The sequence below is a fragment of the Cedecea sp. FDAARGOS_727 genome, from assembly GCF_012273235.1.
Lineage (GTDB): Bacteria > Pseudomonadota > Gammaproteobacteria > Enterobacterales > Enterobacteriaceae > Cedecea > Cedecea davisae.
Map to the genome: position 1 here is coordinate 1,339,458 of NZ_CP050966.1, position 15,099 is coordinate 1,354,556.

A 15,099-nucleotide genomic window follows, 5' to 3' on the forward strand; every position below is an offset into this window, starting at 1 on the left:
GAAAAGAAGATGTTGAGTGGTGTGCTGTATGCTTTGCTGGCGGGGCTGATGTGGGGATTAATCTTTGTCGGGCCAATTATCGTACCGGACTACCCGGCGGCCCTGCAATCCACCGGGCGCTACCTGGCGTTGGGCCTGATTGCCATCCCGATTGCCTGGCTGGGGCGCAGGCGTTTGCTTGAGCTGAGCCGCCAGGACTGGTTTACCGCCCTGAAGCTTTCCAGCGTCGGTAACCTGATTTATTACGTCTGCCTGGCTAGCGCCATCCAGCGTACCGGCGCGCCTATCGCAACCATGATTATCGGCACGCTGCCGGTGGTTATCCCGATTTTCGCTAACCTGCTGTACAGCAAACGCGACGGTAAACTTCCGTGGCGGCGGCTTGCTCCCGCGCTGGTGATTATTGCCGCCGGGCTGATAATGGTTAACACCGCCGAACTCAGTGGAAAACAGGCCGACTTTAGCTGGTGGCGCTACGCCAGCGGTATTCTGCTGGCCTTTATTTCGGTGGCCTGCTGGGCGTGGTATGCGCTGCGAAACGCCCGCTGGCTGCGTGAAAACCCGGACAAAAATCCGATGATGTGGGCAACCGTACAGGGGCTTTCGACTCTACCCTTCTCGCTTATCGGTTATGTGGCGGTGTGCTGGTGGATGAGCAGTAGCGAGGCCAGTTTCGCCCTGCCGTTTGGCCCGCGCCCTGAGGTGTTTATTCCTCTGATGCTGGCAATCGCCGTACTCTGCTCGTGGCTGGGAAATCTGTGCTGGAATATTGCCTGCCAGCGCCTGCCGACGGTGATTGTCGGCCCGCTGATTGTTTTTGAAACCTTAGCAGGCCTTGCGTACACCTTTATGATTCGCCACAGTTGGCCGCCGCTGTTAACGCTGTGCGGCGTACTCAGCCTTGCCATTGGCGTGGTGCTCGCCGTGCGCTCAAAGCCGGAAAAACCGACCGTGGTGCAGGTTTCCGGGGTGTAAAAAAGCCGGGCTTATTGCGCCCGGCCAGAAGTCAAAACTCTCCCGCCAGGTAACTGGCTGGCGGGACTTCTTTAGAAGGTTTCCCAGTTCGCATCGGATACCGGAAGCGCCTGCTTTGCCTTCAGCAGCGGCGTTTTTACCGAAGCCGCTTTTACCTGAGCCGGTTGGCGACGGCTAACTTTAAACACCGCAACCGCCTCATTAAGGCGCGAAGCCTGCTCTTCAAGCGCCGCAGCCGCTGCGGCAGACTCTTCCACCAAAGAAGCATTCTGCTGAGTCACGCGGTCCATCTCGGCAACGGCCTGGCCTACCTGGTCGATACCTCGGCTTTGCTCATCTGAGGCAGAGGCGATTTCACCCATAATATCGGTTACGCGAGTGACCGCCCCGACAATCTCAGCCATGGTTTTTCCGGCCTCGTTCACCAACTCAGATCCTGCATTCACGCGCTCGCCGGAATCATCAATCAGCGCTTTAATTTCTTTGGCAGCCTGGGCGCTGCGCTGGGCCAGAGTGCGAACTTCCCCGGCAACTACGGCAAAACCACGCCCCTGCTCACCGGCGCGAGCGGCTTCTACCGCCGCGTTAAGCGCCAGAATATTGGTCTGGAAGGCAATACCGTCGATAACGTTGGTAATTTGAGCGATCTTGCTGGAGCTGGTCGCGATTTCGTCCATTGTCCGCACGACGCCCTCAACCACGCTGCCGCCCTTTTTCGCGGTAGTTGATGCATCCAGAGCCAGGCGGGAAGCCTGACGAGCGTTGTCGGCGTTCTGTTTCACCGTTGCCGTCAACTGTTCCATGCTGGCCGCGGTCTCTTCAAGAGAAGCAGCCTGCTGCTCGGTACGAGAAGAAAGATCGTTGCTGCCAGCAGAGATTTCACCCGCGCCGGTGTAAATGGTGTCGGCACCGTCACGCACCACGCCCACGGTATTGGCCAGCGATTTTTGCATCTCGTCTACGCTGTTTGCCAGCAGGGCCATTTCGTTTTTACCCTGAACGTCAATGGACTGAGTAAGGTCACCTGCGGCAATAGCGCGGATATGACCCATAACCTCATTCAGTGGCAGCAGCAGAACGCGGCGCATCGCTACCCAGCTCATCACAATCACAAAAATCACGCACAGCATTACGGCGCTGAGGATCCACAGAATGCGCTGATAGTCGTTCTGATTATCACGAACTCCCTCGCTCGAAAGTTCAGATTGCTCGGCTCGCCATTCACGGTAAACCTTCTGCATAGCGACCTGCTTCTGCTCCGCATTCTGTTTGAACATCTGCTCCAGATTGCTTTGACCCAGGAAGGTGTTCATTTTTGCCAGCGTGGAAGAGTAGTTGCGATATTGCTCTTCCAGCTCTTCGCTCAGATGCGGGCGCAGGCCCGGCGTATCGGGCAGAGCCTGATATTTTTCATAGTGGTTCTGGGCTTCGGCTAACAGAGTGTTGGTTGTGGTAACCAGCTCCTGAAGCTGACCGCCGTTAATCTGGTTAGCCAGGCTGCTCTGAATGCGCAGCATCCCGCGGTTCAGCGTTACGCGAGCCTGGTTCAGGGCTATCCACGCATCGGTAAATTCCGCCACGTTTTGGCTGGAAAGCTGGGAAACGGTGAAGTTATTTTTATCGTTATTGAGGGCATTGATGAAAACCGTGGCCGAGAGGAGCTGCATTAAGCCCAGCGCAATCAGAACGGTAATTAGCAAGGTGATGACTTTCATTCGTTTAAACATGTATTGCCTTTTCTTATACAGGTATTGTCCGACGTCTAACTATCGGCAGCTTGCCCTGGTTATTTATGCCGCTGTGCAATACGAACCACCATTTATGGGGATTTTTTGTAAGCATTCAGTATGTTAAAGCGAAAACTTTTTTTGTGATGCAAGTCTCACTGTAATCAGTGCCCCGAAAGGGTTATAGTGCCGGGATAAAGATGCATTTAAAATGCACCTTATAATTCACTATGAGGATCTTGCTATGGCGTACCGCGATCAACCTTTAGGCGAACTGGCGTTAACGATTCCACGCGCCTCCGCGCTGTTCCGTAAACTGGACCTGGATTTTTGCTGTGGCGGCAAACAAACGCTGCTGCGGGCCGCCGGTCGTAAAGAGTTAAATCTGGAAGAGATTGAAGCCCAGCTTGCCGCCCTGGCCGACGAGCCGGTGGAGAAAGACTGGCGCAGCGCCCCGCTGGCGGAAATCATCGACCACATTATTGTTCGCTTCCACGACCGCCACCGCGAACAGCTGCCGGAACTGATTTTGCAGGCCACCAAAGTTGAACGCGTGCATGCCGATAAGCCAAACGTACCAAAAGGGTTAGCAAAATACCTGACCATGCTGCACCAGGAACTTAGCAGCCACATGATGAAAGAAGAGCAGATCCTGTTCCCGATGATTAAACAGGGCATGGGCGCGCAGGCCGGTGGGCCTATTAGCGTGATGGAGAGCGAGCATGATGAAGCCGGTGAGCTGCTGGAAGTTATCAAGCACACCACCAATAACGTGACGCCGCCGCCGGAAGCCTGCACGACGTGGAAAGCGATGTATAACGGGATTAACGAACTGATTGACGACCTGATGAACCACATCAGTCTGGAGAATAACGTCCTGTTTCCGCGGGCGTTAGGCGGGGAATAAACAAGCTCTCCCCGTCACTCAAACCCTCTCCCGGGAAGGGAGAGGGTATTTTTACTGCCTATTCCAACCCGGCTATTTGCCGATGTTCGTCAGGCGTTTCTTGCCGATGAGCAGCCAGCCAGCACCCAGTACAATGAACCACAGCGGCGTAACGATCAGCGCCTGGCGGGTATCGTCTTCAAGCGTCAGCAGCACAATTACAAACACAAAGAAGGCCATACAAACCCAGCACATCAGTTTGCCAAGCGGCATCTTGTAGATGGATTTTTCATGCAGTTGAGGACGCTGCTTGCGGTACACCAGGTACGAGCAAAGAATGATGGTCCAGACAAACATAAACAGAATCGCAGACACGGTCGTTATCATGGTAAATGCGGCGATAACGTTCGGGTTTACGTAAAGCATCACCACGCCGCCAAGCAGGCAGATACAGGAGAACGTTAGCCCTTTAGCCGGGACTGCACGTTTGGAAAGCTTAGCGAATGCTTTCGGCGCCATGCCGTCCTGCGCCAGGCCAAACAGCATGCGGCTGGTGGAGAATACGCCGCTATTGGCAGACGAAGCGGCAGAAGTCAGCACCACGAAGTTAATGATGCTCGCCGCCGCAGGCAGGCCGACCAGCACAAACAGCTCAACGAACGGGCTCTTATCCGGCACGACAGAGCTCCACGGCGTCACCGACATGATGATAATCAGCGAGAACACGTAGAACATAATGATGCGCAGAGGAATTGAGTTGATCGCGCGCGGCAGGGATTTCTCAGGGTCTTTTGTCTCAGCGGCGGTTGTGCCCACCAGCTCAATGCCCACAAAAGCAAACACCGCTATCTGGAAGCCGGCAAAGAAGCCGCTCAGCCCTTTCGGGAACCAGCCACCGTCGTTCCACAGGTTGTTAAAAGAGGCCTCAACCCCCGACGGAGAATGGAAGCTGGTCAGCACCATCACCAGGCCGATAACGATCAGCGCAACGATGGCGACGATTTTGATCATCGCAAACCAGAATTCCATTTCACCGAACATTTTGACCGTAGCCAGGTTGAGGCTCAGGAGCACGATCACCACGGCCAGGGACGCGACCCAGTCCGACAGGCCGGGGAACCAGAACTGCGCGTAGGCGGTTATCGCCACCACGTCCGCCATACCGGTGACCACCCAGCAGAACCAGTAAGTCCAGCCGGTAAAATACCCGGCCCACGGCCCCAGCAGGTCGGCGGCAAAGTCGCTGAAAGATTTATATTCAAGATTGGACAGCAACAGCTCACCCATCGCCCGCATCACGAAGAACAGCATAAAGCCGATTATCATGTAGACGAAAATAATGGACGGCCCCGCGAGGCTGATGGTCTTTCCTGACCCCATAAACAAGCCGGTGCCAATTGCACCCCCAATGGCAATAAGCTGAATATGGCGGTTTGTTAAATTACGCCGTAGCGACTGCTCAGTCGGAGCCTGAGCTTCGTCTGTAACTTTGACCTGATCTACCATGTTTGTATTTTCCTGTACCTGTCTGTTTTTTCAGGCTCTACTGGCCCGTGAACTGTTTTTAAATGATGTTGTTTGCGTGATACGAGGTAAGAATCGGCGGGATAAATAGTAAGCACAAGGTTATTGTTAATTTTTTGTTTAATTTGAGTGTGAAATCGCATTCACAGCGGGATACAGCTCACAAAAATACCCGGAACGAGGGTTAATGCAAGATAAAATCACGCTTATTTATTATTAATCAATTTAAAACCCCGCCAGAGACGGGGCTGAAGGCTGGATTACAGAATTTCCAGCAATTCTACTTCAAATACCAGGGTGCTGAACGGCGGGATAGAAGCACCGGCACCGCGCTCGCCGTAGGCGAGGTTGTGAGGAATAGTCAGTTCCCACTTAGAGCCAACCGGCATCAGGGTCAGCGCTTCAATCCAGCCAGCAATAACGCCGCTAACCGGGAATTCAGCAGGTTCGCCACGCTGTACGGAGCTGTCGAATACGGTGCCGTCGATCAGCTTGCCGGTGTAGTGAACGCGAACGTGATCTTTACGCGCCGGGATTGGGCCGGTGCCCTGGGTCAGAACGCGGAACTGCAGGCCGGACTCGGTGCTGCTCACGCCTTCTTTTTCTGCGTTCTGCTCGAGATATTTTTGACCTTCTACAGCCATTTCTTTCTGACGCTCACGGCGCACTTCATCAGCACGTTCGTGAACTTCGCGCAGCGCACGGTGAACAACGTCAACAGGAACCGCCGGGGCATTCCCTTCCAGCGCATCGCGCAGGCCAGCGACCAGCGCTTCTGGCAGTAAACCCTGCAGGCCGGATTCGCTCAGTTGCTGACCTACCTGTAAACCAATACCGTAACTTGCTTGCGCTTCGACGCTGTCAAAAGAAGGGGTTGTCATGGATTTTCCTTTCATGGTGTTTAAAAGCAAGCCCGCAGCATAACAGCGTCAAACAGCAGGGTAAAATGCAAATGGAGGAAAGGTGACAAATGCAAACGAAACGGGAACAATAGCTTAAGCGGGCGCAGAATTGCGGTTTACCGTCATGGAAACCCGGATTGCTTAGCGCATCAAACAGTTAGCGTTCTATACTGGATAAGTATTATTTAGAGGAGGGTTGCCGATGCAATTCGCTGTTAAACCATGGCTTACGCGGATTTGGCATGCACCTGAGCATTTCCGCCTGATGGATCCGTTGCCTCCCCTGCACCGCCGGGGCATTATTCTTGGCGCAGCATGCATTGTTATCGGCTTCCTGCTGCCCACCGCTGACGACGCCAGCCGCCCGGCCACGCGCGATGCCCAGCTCTCCGTTCAGTCCCAGTCACCTATGCAGGCCGAACTGGTTCCTCCTTCGAATAATAGCAGCGCTCCCGCTACGCCCGTTGAGCCAGCAAGAATAGAAGAACAAACTCAGGCCCCGGTGCCGCACGATAATAATGATATCGAGCAGCAGTGGCGCTCCTATCGCGTAGAGTCGGGCCAGACCATGGCGCAGCTGTTCCGCGACCATAATCTGCCGCCTGCGGATGTGTATTCGATGGCCCAGGTTGAAGGGGCAAACAAGCCTCTGAGTAATTTGCAAAGCGGCCAGATGGTGCAGGTACGCCAGAATGCCAACGGCGTGGTGACGGGCTTAACGATTGATATCGGTAACGATCAGCAGGTGCTGTTTACCCGCCAGCCGAACGGCAGTTTTATCCGCGCGCAGTAAAAATTGCGGCCTCAGAAAAGCAAAACGCCAGCACGAGGCTGGCGTTTTTAGACTGGTGGCAAACACCCAAAAAACGTGGTTTTCGGGTGTTTGGGGTAAATCAGAAGATATTCTTTATCTTCTTAGTTCAGCCCGCATTCAAACATTGCATCGAGATGAACTTTGCCACCCGTTCCTGAAAAGCAAAACGCCAGCACGAGGCTGGCGTTTTTACGAGCAGTGAATAATAAATTATTCAGCTACAACGTTTACAGTCAGTTTAGCGAATACTTCGCTGTGAACCTGGAAGTCCACTTCGTGCTCACCGGTGGTGCGCAGAACGCCGTTCGGCAGGCGAACTTCGCTCTTGGCAACAGCAACGCCAGCTGCAGTAACAGCGTCAGCGATGTCGCGAGTACCGATGGAACCGAACAGTTTACCTTCGTCGCCAGCTTTAGACGCGATGGTTACGGTTTCCAGTGCGTTGATTTTCTCAGCGCGAGCTGCAGCTGCAGCCAGAACGTCAGCCAGTTTAGCTTCCAGTTCTGCACGGCGTGCTTCGAAGAACTCAACGTTTTTCTTGGTAGCAGGAACAGCTTTACCCTGTGGTACCAGGAAGTTACGAGCATAACCCGCTTTAACGTTAACCTGATCACCCAGGCTACCCAGGTTTGCTACTTTATCAAGCAGAATAACTTGCATTACCTTATCCTCTCAAAGTCGTATTAATGGACCGTGACCGATTACTGATGACGATCAGTGTACGGCAGCAGAGACAGGTAGCGAGCGCGTTTGATAGCGCGAGCCAGCTGACGCTGGTATTTTGCACGGGTACCGGTGATACGGCTTGGGACAATCTTACCGCTTTCGGTGATGTAGTTTTTCAGCGTAGCGATGTCTTTATAGTCGATCTCTTGAACGCCTTCCGCGGTGAAACGGCAGAACTTGCGACGACGGAAATAACGTGCCATATGGCTAGTCTCCAGAATCTATCAATTCAATCTGCTCGGCATGCAATACCACTTTGTTCAGTCCATTCTTCATCTGATGACAAGTAATGAACCCGTGAACCGTGATTTGCGTACCGACCGTTATACTGTGAGTAATGGCCTGGTTCGCGTGCCCGCTAACAATAACTGGCATTCGGCACCATGCCTGCCGGTTAAAACCGGCTTCCTGCTGCACAGAACGATGCTCAAGCACGAACTGGCAGTGAGGAATTCCTGAGGGGCTGACCTTGCGAAGGGGCGTCTTGCACACGGTGCCAGACAACGCCAGGCGGTTGGCCGTCATCAGAATTACTCTTCAGAATCCCCAGCATCTGCATCGTCAGCGGTTTCGCTAGCGAAATCATCGCGACGCTCACGGCGTTCGTCTTTCGCTTTAACCATTGGAGATGCTTCGGTAACCGCGTGCTTAACGCGCATAACCATGCTGCGGATAACGGCGTCGTTGAAGCGGAAGTTAGTTTCCAGCTCATCGATCGCTTCCTGCGGAGCTTCAACGTTCAGCAGAACGTAGTGAGCTTTGTGCAGTTTGTTGATCGGATAAGCCAGCTGACGGCGGCCCCAGTCTTCCAGACGGTGGATCGTACCTTCTGCTGCAGTAATTGCACCAGTGTAACGTTCGATCATACCCGGAACCTGTTCGCTCTGGTCAGGATGGACCATAAAAACGATTTCGTAATGACGCATCGAATTGCTCCTTACGGATTATTCAGCCTCCTGTCAGGGTCAGCCGCGGCCCATGGAAGCAAGGAACGTGTTTGAATTGCGGCTGAAAAATTGACGCGTAATCATACTTACCCGGGCCCCTAAACTCAAGGGCGCGTGCAAATTAATTATCTTCATTGCAGGGGATTTCGCTAAGCGTGTGAATTACAAAACAAACTGCTGGATAGGCTAAATATTTTGAAAGAGACCATCAGAAATGGTCACTTTTTATTCACCCGGTAGGGATTACACTTATTGATAACAGGCCGCCACCAGCCATTAACAGGAGCGACGACCACTGGTTACACACTTGTTGTAGTGGAGCGCATCATGAAAAATATCGCAATTGCCCTTGCCGCAGCGCTGCTGTTATGTGCAAACGCGACGGCTGCCATCAAAATCGACAGCCGCCAGGCCAGAAATATGGACGATGTTCAGAGCCTGGGCGTAATTTACATCAACCATAATTTCGCCACCGTTCCGGAAGCTGAAGCCGCCATCAACCAGGACGCCGACCAGCACGGCGCGAAGTTTTATCACACTATTATTATGAGAGAACCCGGCAGTAACGGAAATATGCACGTCAGTGCGGATATCTACCGGTAGCCCAGCAGTAAGCGTAAACACCAGAGAAACACCACGATCGATAATACCCATGTTTGACTTTGCCCCCGCTTGCGGGGGCTTTTTATTGCTGCGCTGTTATTTGGGCTGCCCGTAATAAGCGCCCGGCCCGTGCTTGCGCTGAAAGTGCTTATTCATCAGATAACTATCAATCGCCTCTCGCTGCGGGTTGATTCCCCCGGTTATCCAGGCCATACGTGCGACCTCCTCCATCACCACAGCATTATGCAGAGCCTCGTCCGCATCTTTCCCCCAGGCGAATGGGCCATGCTGATAAACCACGACGCCGGGCGTGTGCAGAGGATTAACCTGCCCTATGGTTTCAATAATGACCCTTCCGGTATTGAGTTCATATTCCTCGGCGACTTCAGCGCTGGTTAACGGGCGCGTGCAGGGAATATCCCCGGAGAAATAATCTGCATGCGTTGTCCCCAGTGCCGGAATCGCTCGCCCCGCCTGAGCCCAGGCCGTGGCGTGGGTTGAGTGGGTGTGAACCACACCACCGATTTCCGGATAACGTTGATAAAGAGCCAGGTGTGTCGCGGTATCCGATGATGGGCGATATCGCCCTTCCAGGTGCTCGCCGGTCAGGCTAACAACCACCATGTCATCCACCGTCATCTGCTCATACGCTACGCCGCTTGGCTTAATGACAATACAGCGGCGATCCCTGTCGATAGCGCTGACGTTTCCCCAGGTAAAGGTAACCAGCCCGTGACACGGGAGAGCCATATTCGCTTCGAATACCTGTTGCTTAAGCTGCCGCATGCTTTACCTCCACCGGGAGTCCGGCATTTTTCATTCGGGCCAGCACCCAGTCCCGCGCGGCTCTAACCTCGGCGACCGGGTCTTCGGCCGATTCACTCCACATCTCAATCAGATATGGCCCACGGTAGCCGCTTTGCCGTAGCGTCCTGAAGCAGCGCTCAAACTCAACAACGCCCGTGCCAAACGGCACATTCTTAAACACCCCCGGCAGAGTATCTTTTACGTGAACAGCGACGATATGCCCGCTGCCCGCCTGCAGCTCCATCTGCACGTCGTTATCCCAGGCCGAGAGATTGCCAATATCAGGGTAAAGCTGGAACCACGGGTTATTCAGATAGTGGGCATAGCCCAGCGCCTTGCTGATGGAATTCATCAGCGGATAGTCCATGATTTCCATTGCCAGCGTGACCTGAGCGCGGGCGGCCATTTCCACCGCCTGCTGCAAACCGTCCCGGAAACGGCAGCGGGTTTCATTATTTGCCTGCTGGTAATAAACGTCGTAGCCCGCCAGTTGAATAACGCGTATGCCGACATCCTGCGCCAGCGCTATTGCTTTGCGCATAATCTCCAGCCCCCGATTGCGCACCTCGTCATCTTCGCTCCCCAGCGGATAGCGACGATGGGCGCTCAGGCACATCGACGGCACGCGCACGCCCGTTTCGGCCACGGCCTCTACCAGCGCCATTCGCTGCTCACTGCTCCAGTCCAGCCTTGCCAGACGCTCATCGGTTTCATCCACCGACATTTCGACAAAATCAAAATGAAGCCCGGCGGCAAGAGTTAAGCGCTCCCGCCAGCACTCTCCTGCCGGAAGCGCTTTTTCATAAATACCAAGTGGAACCCGCTTGTCTAACATAGGCTCCCCTTTAGCCCCACAGGTGGGCAATGGTGTGCTTAAACTGGCGGGCGGCTTCGACCGGGCTTGCCGCATCACGTATGCTGCGCCCGGCAATAAAGACATGGATGGGAATGCCTTTAAACAGCGGCAGATCTTCCAGCGCCAGGCCACCGGTTACCGTCACTTTGAAGCCCATATCCGCAAGGCGTTTTATCGCGCTGATATCCTCATCACTCCAGTTAATGCCAGCGGCCTGAGCGTCCCGGCTGCGGTGATAAACCACCTGCTGGATACCGACATCACGCCACGCCTGAGCCTGCTCCCACGTCCAGAAGCCGGTCAGCTCGATTTGCACATCGCCGTTAAACTCACCGGCAACGTCGAGCGCGCCTTTGGCGGTGTTGATATCGGCGCAGCAAATAACCGTTACCCAATCTGCATTCGCTTCAAAACACATGCGCGAGAGGATTTTCCCGGCATCGGCAATTTTGGCATCCGCCAGCACAATCTTGTGCGGATAGAGTGCCTTAAGGTCACGAACCGCACGCACGCCCTCCCCCACGCAAAGAATGGTGCCCACTTCAATAATGTCGACCTCCTCGGCTATCAGGCTCGTTGTCCGGTAAGCATCTGCCAGAGTCTGGTTGTCCAGCGCCACTTGTAACATAGGTAATGAATGAGTCATTTACTGGTCCTTATGCAGCCGCCGCTGCACGGTCGATTAAATCAAGCACCTCTTGCTCTGAGCGGCAGGCGCGTAAACGGTCAAAGTTTTCTTCATCTTCAAACAGGTTCACAATTTGCATGATGCCAACCTCCTGATGAGCATTGGCATCCACCGCCGCCATCGTAATCAGGATGTCCACCGGGTCGTTGTCCTCGTGGTTAAACATCAGCGGCGTTTTCAGCGTCACCAACGCAAAACCGGTGCGTTTAACGCCTTCTTCCGGGCGCCCATGTGGCATAGCCAGCCCCGGGGCGATAACAAAATAAGGGCCGAACTGCGCCACGCCATCGAGAATGGCCTGGTAGTAGCGTGGCTCGACAACGCCTGCTTCCACCAGTAAATCAACGCCAATCCTGACCGCCTCCTGCCAGGTTGCGGCCTCCGCCTGCAGGCGCACAGAGTGGTTTTGAGCCAGGGAATCACGTAGCTTCATATGCCCTCCTTAAATCATGTCCTGCGCAAAATGCTCGCCAATCACCGCCATCAGCTTGGGACCGAAGTCGGCAGCGGAAAGCATGTTGCGAACGCCGATAACGTACTTATTGCCCGTGACCGTGATTTCACCGGCAACGTGAGTCGAAGCAATGATGATGTCCGCTCCGCTCAGCTCACTTTTGTATTCACCCACGGCACAGCTGTTGACGGTGTGGTTAATGCCTTGCTGAGTAAGAAATTGATCCACTTTCATTTTCATAATCATGGAGCTGCCCTGCCCACAGCCACAAACGGCAAGAATGCGTACGGTCATAATCTCAATCCCTTTAGTTAACTGAAGTTTCACTGAGAGCCATGTCCTCTTCCTTTCGCAAAGTGCGCCCGGCGAAGAACATGTAAATCAGGGCGATAACAATAACGACGCCCATAAACCACAGACCAAGCGTCAGCCCCTGCATCAGCGGCGGTGCAAGAATCGACCAGTCGGCCATGCCCATCCACGCGCTAAGCCCGGTGAGATGAACCGCCCAGACGCAACCAAAGATTTCGATCATGCCCATCACCAGGCAAATCTTGAGCGCTGCGCGCCAGCCGCCGAAATGGTTAGCAAAGACGCCGATGGTGGCGTTAGAGAAGAACATTGGAATAAAGCCCGGGATAATCATAATGGATGAGCCGCAGGCGATAAGGACCCCAACCGCGATTAGCTGGCCTACGGTGCCCCAAAGGAAGCCCCACACCACGGCGTTTGGCGCAAAGCTATAAATGGCTGCGCAGTCGATGGCTAATACCGCGCCGGGTATTAAGCGTTGTGAAATACCGTTGAAAGCTTCAGAGAGTTCGGCAACAAACATGCGAACACCCTGCACAATGATGAAAATTGCCACCGCAAACTGGAAGCCGGTTTGCAGGATATAGAGAGTCCAGTGCGTTTTTCCGGCCATGGCCTGAACGGTATCAAGGCCGAACGAACAAAGGATTACGCCGAAGAAAAGCGTCATCACAATGGCGGTGGAAACGATATTGTCATGGAAAATATTCAGCCAGCCGGGCAGCTTAAGATCTTCAACGCTCTCCTCTTTTTTACCCAGCCTCGGCGCAATTTTGTAAGCAATCCACGAAGCAAACTGCTGCTGATGGCCGATGGAGAAACCGCTGTTTTCCGTTATCTCCTGCGTCGGCTTGAACATCATGTTTGAGGTGATGCCCCAATAAAGTGACACCAGCACTGCGGTACAAATAATCGTGGTCCACATCGGATAACCAAGGATGTAGAAAAAGACGGCAATAAGCCCGGCCTGCTGGAACATGATATGGCCCGTCAGCATGATGGTGCGGATGCCGGTTATACGGCGCAGCAGCACGTAGCAAATGTTCAGCGCCAGCGCGAGCAGAACCGCGTACCCCACCCAGCTGTAGGCGTCGCCCATTTTTTCAATCGCAGCCATCATAGACGCATAAGTGTCTGATATAGCGCCGTTAATCCCGTACACCTCCGACATTTTTGCCACTACCGGTTTAAAGGTACCGGTCAGGATGCCGGAACCCGCCTGGAGCAACATAAAGCCGATAATAGTTTTTATCGTCCCTTTGATAATCACGCTGGCGCTTTTGCGCAGCAGCAGGTAGCCGAGGCAGGTAACGATCCCCAGCAGCAACGGGGCGTTAGTCATTACCTGATCAAAAAACAGGGTAAAGACGTGATAAAGGATCTCCATAAAGCTCTCCGTAGGATGGTCGCTCCCTGCTTGCTGACAAACAGGCGGATTGAAAACTCAGCCACACTCTATCTTTCAAAAGTAATCACAAGAAGATCAAAAATGATTATTTGTGAGATGCCCCGCATTTTATTTACCCTACCCCTTAAAGGGCTTATTTTCATTCAATAAGCACTCAAAATAATTCTTTATAATCAAAATCATAATCAATAAAAAACATTTTAACCTTTATAATCAAGCTGCTTATCCGCTCCATACACATAGTCACCAGGTTAAAAAAATGCTTTTACACGCTGATTATTCCTGTCAATATAAATCAAATTGAATCATAAAATGATTAAATGGCGACAAAAAAAGGAGTTATCCGATGAGTAAAATTGCTTCGATTACCCGAGAATCCTGGATCCTGAATACTTTTCCTGAGTGGGGAAGCTGGCTTAATGAAGAGATTGAGCAGGAGGTGGTCGCCCCCGGCACCTTTGCGATGTGGTGGCTTGGCTGTACGGGGATCTGGTTGAAATCTCAGGGTGGGGCAAATATCTGTGTGGATTTTTGGTGCGGAGTTGGGAAACAGAGCCACGGCAACCCGTTAATGAAAACGGGTCATCAGATGCAGCGTATGGCGGGCGTTAAGAAGCTCCAGCCGAATCTCCGCACCACGCCTTTTGTCCTCGATCCTTTCGCAATTCGCGAGATTGACGCCGTGCTGGCTACGCACGATCACAACGATCATATTGATGTGAACGTTGCCGCCGCCGTCATGCAAAACTGCGCCAAAGATGTGCCGTTTATCGGGCCACAAACCTGCGTGGATATCTGGATTAGCTGGGGCGTCCCGCGCGAACGCTGCATCGTAGTGAAGCCGGGTGACGTAGTAAGAGTTAAAGATACTGAAATCCACGCGCTCGATGCTTTTGACCGTACCGCGCTGATTACGCTACCGGCCGGGCAAAAGGCGGCGGGAGTATTGCCCGACGGCATGGATAACCGCGCGGTAAACTACCTGTTTAAAACCCCCGGGGGAACGCTCTACCACAGCGGAGACTCCCACTACTCTAACTATTATGCGAAACACGGAAACGAGCACAAAATTGATGTGGCGTTAGGTTCCTACGGCGAGAACCCACGCGGTATTACGGATAAAATGACCAGCGCCGATATCCTGCGTATGGCCGAATCCCTTAATACAAAAGTCGTTATCCCTTTCCATCATGATATCTGGTCAAATTTCCAGGCCGACCCGCAGGAGATCCGCGTGCTGTGGGAAATGAAAAAAGATCGTTTGAAATATGGCTTTAAGCCGTTCATCTGGCAGGTTGGCGGCAAATTCACCTGGCCTGAGGATAAAGATAGTTTTGAATACCACTACCCGCGCGGGTTTGACGACTGTTTTACCCTTGAACCCGATTTGCCGTTTAAATCATTCCTGTGATGTCATGCCGGGCATCGGCCCGGCTTTTTTGTTTATCCATAGGTATTTCAAACATTTTC

General features: G+C 53.2%; 18 protein-coding genes. 5 read left to right on the top strand and 13 right to left on the bottom strand.

Annotated elements, in window-relative coordinates:
* Nucleotides 1-9: 9 nt before the first annotated feature.
* A complete protein-coding gene (locus FOC35_RS06420) occupies nucleotides 10-975 on the top strand; it encodes a DMT family transporter (RefSeq protein WP_039897851.1) in 966 nt (321 codons plus the stop codon).
* A 71-nt stretch (nucleotides 976-1,046) separates the two neighbouring features.
* Here FOC35_RS06420 and FOC35_RS06425 read toward each other — a convergent pair whose 3' ends face one another.
* Nucleotides 1,047-2,702 carry a methyl-accepting chemotaxis protein gene (locus FOC35_RS06425; RefSeq protein ID WP_016534643.1) on the bottom strand — a complete coding sequence of 552 codons (1,656 nt, stop codon included), beginning with the start codon at nucleotides 2,700-2,702 and terminating at the stop codon, nucleotides 1,047-1,049.
* Between the two features lie 244 nt (nucleotides 2,703-2,946).
* Here FOC35_RS06425 and ytfE point away from each other — a divergent pair, with 244 nt between their 5' ends.
* On the top strand, nucleotides 2,947-3,609 hold the full coding sequence (ytfE, locus tag FOC35_RS06430; RefSeq protein WP_172568475.1) for an iron-sulfur cluster repair protein YtfE: 663 nt from the start codon (nucleotides 2,947-2,949) through the stop codon (nucleotides 3,607-3,609).
* Nucleotides 3,610-3,681: 72 nt separating this feature from the next.
* On the opposite strand, the gene cycA is transcribed toward ytfE, so the two are convergent.
* Both cycA and fklB read right to left on the bottom strand, forming a co-directional pair.
* A complete protein-coding gene (cycA, locus tag FOC35_RS06435) occupies nucleotides 3,682-5,094 on the bottom strand; it encodes a D-serine/D-alanine/glycine transporter (protein WP_016534641.1) in 1,413 nt (470 codons plus the stop codon).
* Nucleotides 5,095-5,372: 278 nt separating this feature from the next.
* Entirely contained in the window at nucleotides 5,373-5,993 is a 621-nt protein-coding gene (fklB, locus tag FOC35_RS06440) for an FKBP-type peptidyl-prolyl cis-trans isomerase (protein WP_039897848.1), read from the bottom strand.
* A 217-nt stretch (nucleotides 5,994-6,210) separates the two neighbouring features.
* Between fklB and FOC35_RS06445 the strand changes: the two genes are divergently transcribed.
* Nucleotides 6,211-6,807 carry an OapA family protein gene (locus tag FOC35_RS06445; protein ID WP_172568476.1) on the top strand — a complete coding sequence of 199 codons (597 nt, stop codon included), beginning with the start codon at nucleotides 6,211-6,213 and terminating at the stop codon, nucleotides 6,805-6,807.
* Nucleotides 6,808-7,038: 231 nt separating this feature from the next.
* On the opposite strand, the gene rplI is transcribed toward FOC35_RS06445, so the two are convergent.
* The 4 genes from rplI to rpsF are packed head-to-tail and all read right to left on the bottom strand — an operon-like array spanning nucleotide 7,039 to nucleotide 8,480.
* On the bottom strand, nucleotides 7,039-7,488 hold the full coding sequence (gene rplI / locus FOC35_RS06450) for a 50S ribosomal protein L9 (RefSeq protein WP_008460412.1): 450 nt from the start codon (nucleotides 7,486-7,488) through the stop codon (nucleotides 7,039-7,041).
* Nucleotides 7,489-7,529: 41 nt separating this feature from the next.
* Nucleotides 7,530-7,757 (bottom strand): 30S ribosomal protein S18, encoded by a 228-nt coding sequence (gene rpsR, locus FOC35_RS06455; RefSeq protein WP_000135199.1) that lies wholly within the window; start codon nucleotides 7,755-7,757, stop codon nucleotides 7,530-7,532.
* 4 nt (nucleotides 7,758-7,761) lie between these two features.
* Nucleotides 7,762-8,079, bottom strand: coding sequence for a primosomal replication protein N (gene priB / locus FOC35_RS06460; protein ID WP_172568477.1), 318 nt, complete (start codon nucleotides 8,077-8,079; stop codon nucleotides 7,762-7,764).
* Between the two features lie 5 nt (nucleotides 8,080-8,084).
* The gene (gene rpsF / locus FOC35_RS06465; protein WP_016517636.1) at nucleotides 8,085-8,480 is read right to left on the bottom strand and encodes a 30S ribosomal protein S6; all 396 of its coding nucleotides are present in this window, start codon (nucleotides 8,478-8,480) and stop codon (nucleotides 8,085-8,087) included.
* A 348-nt stretch (nucleotides 8,481-8,828) separates the two neighbouring features.
* Here rpsF and yjfY point away from each other — a divergent pair, with 348 nt between their 5' ends.
* Nucleotides 8,829-9,104, top strand: coding sequence for a DUF1471 family protein YjfY (gene yjfY / locus FOC35_RS06470; RefSeq protein ID WP_016517635.1), 276 nt, complete (start codon nucleotides 8,829-8,831; stop codon nucleotides 9,102-9,104).
* A 96-nt stretch (nucleotides 9,105-9,200) separates the two neighbouring features.
* On the opposite strand, the gene FOC35_RS06475 is transcribed toward yjfY, so the two are convergent.
* The 6 genes from FOC35_RS06475 to ulaA are packed head-to-tail and all read right to left on the bottom strand — an operon-like array spanning nucleotide 9,201 to nucleotide 13,608.
* Entirely contained in the window at nucleotides 9,201-9,890 is a 690-nt protein-coding gene (locus FOC35_RS06475) for an L-ribulose-5-phosphate 4-epimerase (RefSeq protein WP_016517634.1), read from the bottom strand.
* A complete protein-coding gene (locus tag FOC35_RS06480; RefSeq protein ID WP_172568478.1) occupies nucleotides 9,877-10,746 on the bottom strand; it encodes an L-ribulose-5-phosphate 3-epimerase in 870 nt (289 codons plus the stop codon). Before FOC35_RS06480 ends, FOC35_RS06475 begins: the two co-directional genes overlap by 14 nt.
* 10 nt (nucleotides 10,747-10,756) lie before the next feature.
* Entirely contained in the window at nucleotides 10,757-11,413 is a 657-nt protein-coding gene (locus FOC35_RS06485; RefSeq protein WP_172568479.1) for a 3-keto-L-gulonate-6-phosphate decarboxylase UlaD, read from the bottom strand.
* A gap of 10 nt (nucleotides 11,414-11,423) precedes the next feature.
* Entirely contained in the window at nucleotides 11,424-11,888 is a 465-nt protein-coding gene (ulaC, locus tag FOC35_RS06490) for a PTS ascorbate transporter subunit IIA (protein ID WP_016517631.1), read from the bottom strand.
* A 9-nt stretch (nucleotides 11,889-11,897) separates the two neighbouring features.
* The gene (gene ulaB, locus FOC35_RS06495; protein WP_039897845.1) at nucleotides 11,898-12,203 is read right to left on the bottom strand and encodes a PTS ascorbate transporter subunit IIB; all 306 of its coding nucleotides are present in this window, start codon (nucleotides 12,201-12,203) and stop codon (nucleotides 11,898-11,900) included.
* Nucleotides 12,204-12,216: 13 nt separating this feature from the next.
* Nucleotides 12,217-13,608, bottom strand: coding sequence for a PTS ascorbate transporter subunit IIC (gene ulaA, locus FOC35_RS06500; RefSeq protein WP_016517629.1), 1,392 nt, complete (start codon nucleotides 13,606-13,608; stop codon nucleotides 12,217-12,219).
* Nucleotides 13,609-13,975: 367 nt separating this feature from the next.
* Here ulaA and ulaG point away from each other — a divergent pair, with 367 nt between their 5' ends.
* Entirely contained in the window at nucleotides 13,976-15,040 is a 1,065-nt protein-coding gene (ulaG, locus tag FOC35_RS06505; RefSeq protein ID WP_172568480.1) for an L-ascorbate 6-phosphate lactonase, read from the top strand.
* The last annotated feature ends 59 nt before the right edge of the window (nucleotides 15,041-15,099 follow it).

Bases quoted from the DNA above. Each gene is read 5' to 3' on its own strand.
- ulaG (WP_172568480.1), top strand. From the start codon at position 13,976: ATGAGTAAAATTGCTTCGATTACCCGAGAATCCTGGATCCTGAATACT.
- fklB (WP_039897848.1), bottom strand. From the start codon at position 5,993: ATGACAACCCCTTCTTTTGACAGCGTCGAAGCGCAAGCAAGTTACGGT.
- yjfY (WP_016517635.1), top strand. From the start codon at position 8,829: ATGAAAAATATCGCAATTGCCCTTGCCGCAGCGCTGCTGTTATGTGCA.
- FOC35_RS06425 (WP_016534643.1), bottom strand. From the start codon at position 2,702: ATGTTTAAACGAATGAAAGTCATCACCTTGCTAATTACCGTTCTGATT.
- ulaC (WP_016517631.1), bottom strand. From the start codon at position 11,888: ATGAAGCTACGTGATTCCCTGGCTCAAAACCACTCTGTGCGCCTGCAG.
- FOC35_RS06420 (WP_039897851.1), top strand. From the start codon at position 10: ATGTTGAGTGGTGTGCTGTATGCTTTGCTGGCGGGGCTGATGTGGGGA.
- FOC35_RS06485 (WP_172568479.1), bottom strand. From the start codon at position 11,413: ATGACTCATTCATTACCTATGTTACAAGTGGCGCTGGACAACCAGACT.
- rpsR (WP_000135199.1), bottom strand. From the start codon at position 7,757: ATGGCACGTTATTTCCGTCGTCGCAAGTTCTGCCGTTTCACCGCGGAA.
- priB (WP_172568477.1), bottom strand. From the start codon at position 8,079: ATGACGGCCAACCGCCTGGCGTTGTCTGGCACCGTGTGCAAGACGCCC.
- FOC35_RS06475 (WP_016517634.1), bottom strand. From the start codon at position 9,890: ATGCGGCAGCTTAAGCAACAGGTATTCGAAGCGAATATGGCTCTCCCG.
- cycA (WP_016534641.1), bottom strand. From the start codon at position 5,094: ATGGTAGATCAGGTCAAAGTTACAGACGAAGCTCAGGCTCCGACTGAG.
- ytfE (WP_172568475.1), top strand. From the start codon at position 2,947: ATGGCGTACCGCGATCAACCTTTAGGCGAACTGGCGTTAACGATTCCA.
- ulaB (WP_039897845.1), bottom strand. From the start codon at position 12,203: ATGACCGTACGCATTCTTGCCGTTTGTGGCTGTGGGCAGGGCAGCTCC.
- rpsF (WP_016517636.1), bottom strand. From the start codon at position 8,480: ATGCGTCATTACGAAATCGTTTTTATGGTCCATCCTGACCAGAGCGAA.
- ulaA (WP_016517629.1), bottom strand. From the start codon at position 13,608: ATGGAGATCCTTTATCACGTCTTTACCCTGTTTTTTGATCAGGTAATG.
- rplI (WP_008460412.1), bottom strand. From the start codon at position 7,488: ATGCAAGTTATTCTGCTTGATAAAGTAGCAAACCTGGGTAGCCTGGGT.
- FOC35_RS06480 (WP_172568478.1), bottom strand. From the start codon at position 10,746: ATGTTAGACAAGCGGGTTCCACTTGGTATTTATGAAAAAGCGCTTCCG.